This window comes from Congregibacter sp. (assembly GCF_045107095.1).
GTDB lineage: Bacteria > Pseudomonadota > Gammaproteobacteria > Pseudomonadales > Halieaceae > Congregibacter.
The window spans coordinates 1-9,042 of sequence record NZ_JBGCFU010000032.1; the positions used below are offsets into that span (position 1 = coordinate 1).

8 protein-coding genes are annotated in these 9,042 nt (G+C 53.7%); 3 read left to right on the forward strand and 5 right to left on the reverse strand.

All coding sequences use genetic code 11. The features are described from left to right. Positions 1-891: molybdopterin cofactor-binding domain-containing protein (locus AB8B76_RS05735; RefSeq protein WP_405271056.1), on the forward strand; the 891-nt coding region annotated here is incomplete at its 5' end. Here the strand turns inward: AB8B76_RS05735 and AB8B76_RS05740 are convergent. From AB8B76_RS05740 to cysK, 3 genes are read right to left on the reverse strand one after another with little or no spacing between them, the layout of a single operon-like run. Beyond that, a complete protein-coding gene (locus AB8B76_RS05740) occupies positions 875-3,349 on the reverse strand; it encodes a putative bifunctional diguanylate cyclase/phosphodiesterase (protein ID WP_405271057.1) in 2,475 nt (824 codons plus the stop codon). The two genes, AB8B76_RS05735 and AB8B76_RS05740, sit on opposite strands and share 17 nt — an antisense overlap. Positions 3,350-3,360: 11 nt before the next feature. Beyond that, complete coding sequence (locus AB8B76_RS05745) at positions 3,361-4,062, reverse strand: SIMPL domain-containing protein (protein ID WP_405271058.1); 702 nt, start codon at positions 4,060-4,062, stop codon at positions 3,361-3,363. A gap of 9 nt (positions 4,063-4,071) precedes the next feature. After that, positions 4,072-5,142 (reverse strand): cysteine synthase A, encoded by a 1,071-nt coding sequence (gene cysK, locus AB8B76_RS05750; RefSeq protein WP_405271059.1) that lies wholly within the window; start codon positions 5,140-5,142, stop codon positions 4,072-4,074. 91 nt (positions 5,143-5,233) lie between these two features. Between cysK and AB8B76_RS05755 the strand changes: the two genes are divergently transcribed. Then, the gene (locus AB8B76_RS05755; protein ID WP_405271060.1) at positions 5,234-6,517 is read left to right on the forward strand and encodes a tetratricopeptide repeat protein; all 1,284 of its coding nucleotides are present in this window, start codon (positions 5,234-5,236) and stop codon (positions 6,515-6,517) included. Here AB8B76_RS05755 and AB8B76_RS05760 read toward each other — a convergent pair. Both AB8B76_RS05760 and AB8B76_RS05765 read right to left on the reverse strand, forming a co-directional pair. Continuing rightward, positions 6,514-7,473: a GGDEF domain-containing protein gene (locus AB8B76_RS05760; RefSeq protein ID WP_405271061.1), complete on the reverse strand. Its 960-nt coding sequence runs from the start codon at positions 7,471-7,473 to the stop codon at positions 6,514-6,516. The genes AB8B76_RS05755 and AB8B76_RS05760 overlap by 4 nt on opposite strands. 21 nt (positions 7,474-7,494) lie before the next feature. After that, positions 7,495-8,190 carry a LolA family protein gene (locus tag AB8B76_RS05765; protein ID WP_405271062.1) on the reverse strand — a complete coding sequence of 232 codons (696 nt, stop codon included), beginning with the start codon at positions 8,188-8,190 and terminating at the stop codon, positions 7,495-7,497. Between the two features lie 150 nt (positions 8,191-8,340). Here AB8B76_RS05765 and AB8B76_RS05770 point away from each other — a divergent pair. Further along, on the forward strand, positions 8,341-9,042 hold a 702-nt coding region (locus AB8B76_RS05770), incomplete at its 3' end, for a DUF3604 domain-containing protein (RefSeq protein WP_405271063.1).

The window sequence follows — 9,042 nt, forward strand, 5'->3', positions numbered from 1 at the left end:
GTTCAGGCCGCGAAGATCGCCCGCGAAGTAGGTGGGCCGGTAAAACTAATTTGGTCCCGTGAAGAAGATGTTCGCCACGATCACTACCGTCCGGCTGTTGCATCACGCTTTCGCGCAGCGGTAGACCAGAACGGTCAAATCGCAGCGTGGGAGAACGTCTATCATGAGAAGCACGAACCCGTAGAAGCGCCGACAATTCCCTATGCTGTGGCGGCGCAAAAAATTCACCACGTTGATAGCCCCACGCACGTGCCTTTTGGTCCTTGGCGAAGTGTGGATCACTCTCAGCACGGTTTCTTTACCGAGGCATTCTTCGATGAAGTCGCGGTAGCTGCGGGCAAGGATCCCTACGAATATCGTATGTCCCTGCTTACTGACAAGCCCCGTCATCAAAAGGTGTTGAGAACCGCTGCCGAAGCCGCCGGTTGGGGAGAGCAACTGCCTCGGGGCCGTGGGCGCGGCATCTCTCTTCAGGAGTCTTTTGGCTCACTGGTTGCACAGGTTGTGGATGTGAGTGTGACCGAGGGGAAGGTGAGTGTTGATCGCGTGGTTGTCGCAGTCGACGCGGGTTTTGCGGTATCTCCTGATGGCCTCACGGCTCAAATGGAGTCTGGCGTGAACTACGGATTGACCGCGGCACTCTATGGGGAAATCAACATTGAAAACGGAGCTGTAAAGCAAAGCAATTTCCATGATTACCTCATGGTACGCATGAACGAATCGCCATTGATCGAAACGCACATCATTAATAGTGGGGAAAGCTGGGGCGGTGCAGGCGAGCCGGGTACACCTGGAATAGCTCCAGCACTGGTCAATGCGGTGTTTGATGCCACGGGACTTCGGGTAAGAGAACTGCCTTTGTCCAAGCAGGACTTCAGTGACTTTGCTTAGGTCTCATTAATGGAATGATGGAGCTATCGGAAGGCGAAGCTGGCGTGTCCTGCAGGTCACGCCAAATTCCGTTTTCCCTCCACATGGTGGCCCAGTCAGCCAGTTCGTTGGCCGGCAAAGGCTTTGAAATACCAAAGCCTTGAGCGTAATGGCAGTCCATTAGCATTAGGGCTTTTGCATGCGCGAGGCTACTGACGCCCTCGGCGATAACTTGTCGTCCCAGGCCGCGACAGAGACTCACCATGGAAGACACGATTGCCGTGTCCTCAGGGCTGTCCAGCATATCGAGTACAAAACTGGTATCAATCTTAACCGTGCTCACCGGGAGTCTGCGAAGGTGTGTCAGAGACGAGTATCCGGTGCCGAAATCATCCAGTGCAAAGGAGATTCCCTCTTGGTTGGCTTCTCTGATGACCTGAGCCACACGATCTACATCATTAAGAGCGCTGGTTTCGAGAATTTCGATTTCGAACACATTGTCTGCTATCAACGATTTTTCGCGGATCTTCGCAACGAGTGACTGTACAAAATCACTCTGAAGAAGATGCACGCCGGCAATGTTTGCACTGATGTTTACAGCAAGACCTTCCCGCGCCCACTGGCTCATCTGTTCGAGTGCATGGTCGATTACCCATGTACCAAACGCTATTTGCAGATTCTCGCGATTGATAAGTGGCAAAAATTCAGCCGGCCCCAGTATGCCTTGGGTTGGATGGTTCCATCTTGCGAGGGACTCTACGCCTATGATTTCGCCAGAGCGGAGATCTACCTTGGGCTGGTAGAGCAGCTCAAACTGCTTGTGTGCGATAGCATTGCGTAAATCGTCCCGAGCTTCTGTGCTGCGCAGAAGTCCACGATCAAAAACATAAAAGCGATCTTTGCCCTGCTGCTTGGCTTCGTACATTGCTTGATCTGCACAGCGCACGAGGGCACCTGATTCAAGGCCATCAAGCGGGTATCGAGCGATCCCTATACTTGCGGAAACGGGCAGTGTGCGACCATTGATTACCACTGACTTTTCGCTAGCTTTGAGTAGTCGCTCCACCCCCGGTTTATAGTCGTCCGGGTCGTTCAGGTCGTTGAGCAGAGCGATAAATTCGTCGCCACCGATACGCGCCAAGGTGTCGGTGTCGCGCAGGGCACTATTCATATTTTTAGCGATGGCGACAAGGTACTCGTCTCCCACTGCGTGCCCGAAAGAATCATTGATCAGCTTGAAGCCGTCGAGATCTATGTACGCGAGCGCTAGAAATTTCCCTTGTCGCTCGCTGCTAGCCAATGCTTGAGAAAGTCGGTCTTCAAACAGTGAACGATTGACCAGGCCTGTTAATGCGTCGAAATTTGCAATGGTTTCAAGCTCTTGCTCATGCCGTTTTTGCGGCGTGATGTCGGAGTACAGGCCAACAAAATGTTGGATTTCTCCTTCCTCGCCCAAGACAGCAGTAATTCGGCAAAGCTCAGTCCGCTCTCGCCCCTGGGCGTCGAGCGTTGTCACTTCTCCCGCGCAGGATCCATCACGGACTAGCTTGCTCCAGAGTTTTTTAAATTGGGCGCTTTTATCATTCGTGTGTTTTACGGCTCTTAAGGGTTGTCCCAGTACCCTGTCCTTTGTTAGCCCTGTGAAGTTTTCGAAAGATTTATTGGCATCGACAACTTCATAATTCCTATTGAGGATGACGATGCTTTCTGCGGCATGAGCGAAGACACTCGTAACTAGCGCTTGTCTTTGTTGCGCTTCTATTTCTTTGGTAATGTCTCGAGCTAGACCGTAAAGACCCAAAAGACCACCGTTCTCATCAACAATCGGATATTTACGGTTATCTACCCAGCCTTTTTGTCCGTCCCGACGCTCATAGGGTTGCACCTCTCGTGCCATTTCTTTACTGGTATAAACTTTGATTTCCAGTGCGTAGTACAAATCGGCGAGCTGTTCGGGGAAAACCTCGTAATCTGTCTTACCAGCGAACTGCTCCCATTGCTCAATGCCATAGCTCCTGCACAACTCGGCCATGGGTTGACTGCCTGCTAGGAGGGTGTGGTGAGTGTCTTTAAAAAACACATAGTCGTCGGTGGTGACCATAATCGTGCGGATCATGGCTTCCGGGAGTTCATAGCGGGGGCTATCGGTTTTCCGCGGGTCGGCGACCTCGAGGCGCTTGGTACTTACCGGGAATCGCTCATCACCGGGGTGAACAGTGGCTATGAGTATTCGATAGGTGCCCCCGGCGTCGCGAAGGCGAATATGATTCGCTTCGACAGTGTCCTGCGGAGCATCGGCGCTCGCGATCATTTGCACAAGAAGGATTTTGTCGTCCGGATGGAGCGCTCTAGTAAATGCCTCGGTCTGTTCTTTGCTGTCTGCCCGGGACGCATCCGAAACAGTTAAGCCTAGAAAATCTTTCCCAGAAATTTGGTAGACATTGAGATTGCGATCAATTTGAAAGGATATCGATACCACGTGAAACCGTTTTATTTCAGGTAATAAACAAACGTGCTGACTACACGTAAACGCTTTTCTCGACTGGAAGCGCTGTCGTAGCGGTTACCGCCGGTGCCCGTGATTTGGATAATGCCTTGATTGGCGCTTTTGAGTCCACCAAGGCTAGCTCCGGATTCTGCGGCAAACTTCGTGGCCTGAGCCCGAGCGTTTTCGGTTGCCGCTTTTAGGAGCGGTCCCTTGGCATCGTTGAATGCTCGCAATGTGTATTGTGGTCCTGCACCTAAATCCAGCTGCACCCCGGCTGCAATGAGTGGATCTGTAGCCAGGGCGGCGGATGCCACCGCGTCCACACGCTCACTTTTCACAATAACCAGGGCGGAGCCACTGTAGCGCGTCGGGCTGTTAGAGGACGCGTACTCTCGGGAGTAAGCATCGTTTACCACTAAAGGGCGTATCTCCATTTCGGAACGGGTGAACCCCAGGCCGTGGAGAAAATCCACAAGCTTGTCTCGGTCAGCCGCCAGTGACTCCTGCACGGTCTGAAAACTATCGGCCGCGCGACGCACGGTAAGAGGCCAGGTCACGTAGTCGCTGTCTACACTCCGCTCGGCGAGTCCCTTAATGACAATGCTGCGATCCGCCATGCGGAAGTGCTCCAGGCCATTGCCGATAAAAGCTCCGCCCGCAATGAGCCCCAGAGCTATCATGATCGCGGTAATGCTGTTGTTCACAAGTTGCTCCTAACCGATCTGGTAGCCCGGCGTTGATTGAGATAGTGCGACCTCTTCATCGGTCATAGTTTCGGCTATGCCCTCGAATAGAGGCGTAGAAAGGTAGCGTTCACCCGTGTCCGGGAGCATTACCAGAATCACTGACCCTTCAGGAGCAGTTTCGGCAACTTGCATGGCAATGGCTAAGGTAGAGCCACCGGATACGCCGGTGAAAATTCCTTCCTCTGCCGCTAACCGTCGCGACCACGCCATGCCATCGGCGCCGACGACAGGCAACAGCTCATCGTAATAACCTTTATCCAATGTTTCCTGAAGCACGAGGGGTATGAAGTCCGGAGTCCACCCTTGGATCGGGTGTGGCTCAAAGGCCGGGTGGCTGGCGGCGGGAGAACCATGTTCATCTCTTTCCTGAGCATGGCCGGACGATACAATCGCAGCGTTTGCGGGTTCTGTGAGTATGATTTTTACATCCGGACGCGCATCTCTCAGTACCCTTGCTACCCCGGTAACCGTGCCTCCCGTACCGTAGCCGGTGACCCAATAATCGAGGCGCTGCCCTTCGAAGTCAGCGAGAATTTCCTGGCCGGTGGTGTGTTCGTGAATGTCGGCGTTGGCGGAGGTTTCGAATTGCTGTGCGAAGAACCAGCCGTTTGCCTCGGCGAGCTCCTTGGCTTTGTTGTACATGCCCAGGCCTTTTTCTTCCTTCGGCGTAAGTACTACCTGTGCGCCAAGAAAGCGCATGAGCTTGCGGCGCTCTACTGAGAAGCTCTCGGCCATAGTGATGACCAGCGGATAACCCTTAGCCGCGCAGACCATTGCCAGACCGATGCCCGTGTTGCCAGAGGTAGCTTCGACTACCGTCTGTCCCGGCTTCAGGCGGCCTTCTCGCTCAGCTGCCTCTATCATGTTGGTGGCCAAACGATCTTTGACCGAGCCTCCCGGATTAAAGGCCTCGACTTTGACGTAAACATCAACATGTTTCGGCGCAATGCGATTGAGCTTGACGCAGGGTGTATCGCCTACGGTATCGAGAACGTTGTCATACAGACGACCGCGACCTTTGGTTTGCCTTATATCCATCGAGAATCTCCCGCTGAGGCTGTAAGCTCAGCATTGTTTCTAAGACGCCGCCGCCAAGCGGTCTGTTTTCTTAAGCTCGGAGCAACATGAGTTGCTTAAAGCTTACAACAACGAGAAGAACAAAGTGTTCTTAAGCCGTGTTCGACATACAGGTTTGTTGCCGCTGTTGATGGTCGCCTTGGTGAGCGTCAGCGTCGAGGCTCATCTCCCCGAGTATTTTGGTCGCAAATATGTGCGAGTGATCGATACGCAGCCGGAGGCCCCCTGCGAGAGCGGTGGTCGTGCGGGCCGGGAGGAAGCTAATGCCCTGAAAGACAGTCTTGACGACGCTTTGCTGGATTCTGGCGCCTATAACCCAAGTCTTGCTGACCCTATAGGAGAGCTCGGCAAGCTCTACGCGGCCTTGTGTAATCACCCTGCAGCGTTGAATGCGAATCGCAATGCTCTTCAGATTGTCAGGGTCAATGAAGGCCTTCTGAGTCCAGCACAGATTCCTTACCTTTACGCCTTGGCGGATAGCTATCAGGCCATAGGGGACTTTCGCTCTGCCCAGCAAAGTATGCGCTCTGTCTTCAGGGTTCATGGCATGGGAAAGGGGCTGCTTGATGAGGCGGCTTTGCGAGACAGTCTTGCTTACTTCGCCCGCGCCCGTGCCATCTTTATCGATCCCCGGTCTCGCGGAGAAATGAGCCTCTTTTTCGAAGCCTTCAAAGACAACGAAGATATGCTCGATGTACAGCTCGAGCGAGGAGAGCTTGACTACACCTCACGTGCGGCGCTATCCCTTAGTCACTTGCGCAACCTGTATCTTCTTTTGGGGACAGATTTTGTTGTGGCTTCCAGTCTTGGCGGGGACGCCACAAATCCCGCCGTGGATTTCATGCAACGGAGTCAGACGCTGACCTACGGCAAGGGGCGCGTGCTACTGGAAGAACTTATCGAGGCTGCCGAAGAGCAACCTGCGCTTACTCGTGCGCGTTTGTATCTCCGTCTTGGAAACTGGCAGCAGTGGAATGCCAAGTGGGGGCAGTCCTGCGATAGCTATGCGTCCGCCTGGGAAATGGCATCTGGCGATGACGGCTTGCCGTTACGAAAGCAGCTGTCGAATCCGGCGGTGCTACCGGAGGATTCGGGTCTATGGAAGTCGTTGCTTGACCCACAGATAGCCGTCAAAGCAAACATTGTCGCGGGCTTTCGCGTGTCAGACCGGGGAGATATCTCTAGAGTGGATGCTGTGGTGCAGGGCGAGGGCAGTAGTGGATTAGCCGCTCGAGTCGCCCGATGGTTACGTGACTCCCACGCGCGGCCGGCGATAGTGGACGGGGTCTGTGTGGACGGCGAACTTCGGGGGCGGCAGTATCGCTTGCTGGATTAGCCGCGAACCACCGTTTGATTGCCGCCCGCTTTCATCGCTGCATGCAAAGCAGCTTCGCTGCGAAACAGCCAGCCATCGAAAGCCTCTTCGCCATTGTAAGCACTCATTCCAAAGCTCATATGAGGCCCTTTTTTCGAGGCCACAGACACTTTGCGGACATTGCGTCGTATGCGATCGGCGACCGCGCCAGCGATGAACTCGTTGGCATCACTAATCAGTATCGCAAACCGGTGTTCATCGAGACGCGCTAATACGTCCGATTGACGAATGCAGCCGCGAACTCGCTCAGTGATTGATCGCAGGAGGGCGTCCGTATCCCGAGGTCCCGCACCGGGAACCAGTGTGCTCAATTCGTCAACGGTCCACAGCAGTAACCAAAGTTCACCGCCATGGCGCTGCTGGTGTTTCATTTGTTGTTTGGCAAGCTCTGCCATAAGCGTGTGATTGGGAATGCCGGTGAGCGCGTCGTGGGAGTTTTGAAATTGCTGCTCCTGCTTACGGTAGAGCAGTGCAAGTTGAGCGCTTATACCGGTGCCCAGATTTTCAAGAAGCCGTTTGGCGGAAAGAAGCTCCGAATCCGAGAAGGCTTGCGTCTTCAGCAAGTCGAGCGTGCCAAAAGCTTCGTCATCAGGCCAAAGCAGTGGTGTTCCGCAATAGGCGCGGTAACCACTTCGCCGCTCGTTGCACCCGTCCCAGCGTGCGTCTAACGCAGCGTCCTGCACACATATGGTATGACGCTGGAGGAGCACCTCCTCACAGTATTGTTTGCCGTTGCGATGATCGCGATGCCCGACGCTGAGCAACTGTTTGTCGCTTGGAGAAGCCGCAATAATCTCTGTACTTGTGGGATAGGCCGCACGCAATAGACTGTGATCCGCCGTGGTGTTTTCTTCCAGAATCTCGACGACCGATTGCCAGCCCGATCTTAGGGTGGCATCCGGTCTCGGGTAAAGCATAGGCGCCTAGCCCAAAAAGGCTTACTGACGGATCTTCTTGGTGCCCTTGGGCCACTTGGCTTTGAAGAGATCAGGATTAAGCTCGAGATTACGCGCCATGTCTGTGTAATCAACGGTGGTAGTGACTCGAGTCGCGGTGGACCCAAACTCCTGACGCCTGGGCATCCAGGAAGCCTGATCTATCCAGAGACGAATCTTTCCGGCGATGGCGCGGTCTTTATCGCGCTTGGGTGTGAGCTCAAGCACGAGGGTGCGGGTGTCACCTATAGCTTCCTCGCCAAGTATAGTCAGCAGATAGCGATCCTTGAGGTCTCTGCCAGAAATCGTAAAGCCCAGCCGATACAGGGGCTCCAGGCGCTCTTTATGTTTGGACGTGGATAGAGTCGTTACGGTTTTGGCATTGCCGTCGTATTCAAAAATTTTGTTTCCGTCGACAAGCACAACGCTGTTGTTATCAGCTCGGCTATAGCGCATATCACCGTTCTCACGGATAAAGCCGTTGCCACTGTGCTCTTCCAAAACGTTACCGTCTGTATCCGTAGCTACGAAAGACACGCTCGCCATCGCAGACTCAAAGGCTTTTGCCTGGCCTTCTATTTGTCGGACGGCATTGTCTAACTCCCAGCTAATTGCCGGCATCTCGGCAAACGTTGCAATGCTCGCCATCACAAGAAATGCAGCCGTAAGCACTTTCTGTAATTTCTGAAACTTGGGCATGGAGGGCGCTCCTTATTGTGATATTACGACAAGCTAATATTCAGCTTAGTGCATTAGCGCTTTTGAGGCGATACTCTATTTTGATTAGCGAGAACGGGTGTGTAGTTCAGCTCCCGTCTCCTAGCCAACAGAATATAGGTGTGGTGAATCATGCTTCAACAGATCGCAGCCAGAAAAGCAGGGTTGCACAGTCCTTGGAAGGCTTTGGTCATCGGCCTTGGGCTCACTATGAGCAATGCAGCGGTGTTGGCTCAAAAGGACGGGATGGAACCCCAGATAACACTCAAGCAGGCATTTTTTGGGGAGCTGCATCTTCACACAGCTTATTCTCTCGATGCTTACATTGGCGGTGCTCGCTTAACACCGTCCATGGCCTACCGCTTCGCCAAGGGCGAAGCCATGACAGTCAATGGTCAGCCTCATAGCATCGGGCGACCATTGGATTTCGCTGCGATCACAGATCATGCGGAGTACATCGGTGAAATGCAGGCGACCCAGGTGGCTGGCACTCCGGGCTATGACAACGAAAAGCTCCATGAGCTCAGAAACTTGGGTTCCTATGAAGAGCAGGAAGAGTGGTTTCTTCGCGAAGTCGTAGCAAACTCTCGCGGTGGTCGGCCAAAGCATACGGCGTTTTATCCGGGCGAGATTGCAGAGCAAAGCGCCTGGCAGCTAATGGTTTCAACCGCTAATGAGCACTATGAGCCAGGTACGTTCACCACGCTGATCGGCTATGAATGGTCTTCCGCCCCCAAGGGCGGAAATATGCACCGCAACGTTATTTTTCGCGATGATCACGTACCGGCTTTACCTTTTTCATCCATAGACTCCCCCGATGAGGAGGATCTCTGG